This is a genomic window from Helicobacter trogontum (assembly GCF_000765905.2).
GTDB classification, from domain to species: domain Bacteria; phylum Campylobacterota; class Campylobacteria; order Campylobacterales; family Helicobacteraceae; genus Helicobacter_A; species Helicobacter_A trogontum.
The window spans coordinates 1-466 of the sequence record NZ_JRPL02000114.1; the positions used below are offsets into that span (position 1 = coordinate 1).

Below are 466 nucleotides of genomic sequence, written 5' to 3' on the forward strand. Positions count from 1 at the left end.
ACAAGCCCAAATAGAAATACAAGAGGAAAATAGTATGTATAAATATATAAAAAATATTGCAATAATTATGGCTCTATGCTTGAGTTTGGAGGCTAAAGACTTTGTGGTGGATTGTGATAAATGTGTAATTGAAATAGGTTTTAGCGATGAGGAAGTGGAGTATTTTAAAAAAGAAATGGGAGAAGAGGATTTTTATGTCGCAGCGGATGATGCAAATTATTATGCTTACACATTAAGCAAATATCTTGAAACAAATGGTATAGAATTTAAACATGTTACGCGTCTTGATTCACATCGCATAAAGCTTATGTTTCCAAATGAAAGTATAGATATTGCAAATCTCAAGTGGTTATATGAATATTATTTGTATCAAAAAGGTAAAAAGCCTTATAAACTTATGGACATTTCAGCTCCAGAAGATGAAATCAATACTTATTTTAATATCACAAATCCAAAGTTTCCTAAA

1 protein-coding gene is annotated in these 466 nt (G+C 29.8%); it reads left to right on the plus strand.

Annotated features, from left to right (window positions below; genetic code table 11):
• Positions 1-34: 34 nt before the first annotated feature.
• A partial coding sequence (locus LS81_RS11125; protein WP_162846258.1) for a hypothetical protein occupies positions 35-466 on the plus strand: 432 nt, incomplete at its 3' end.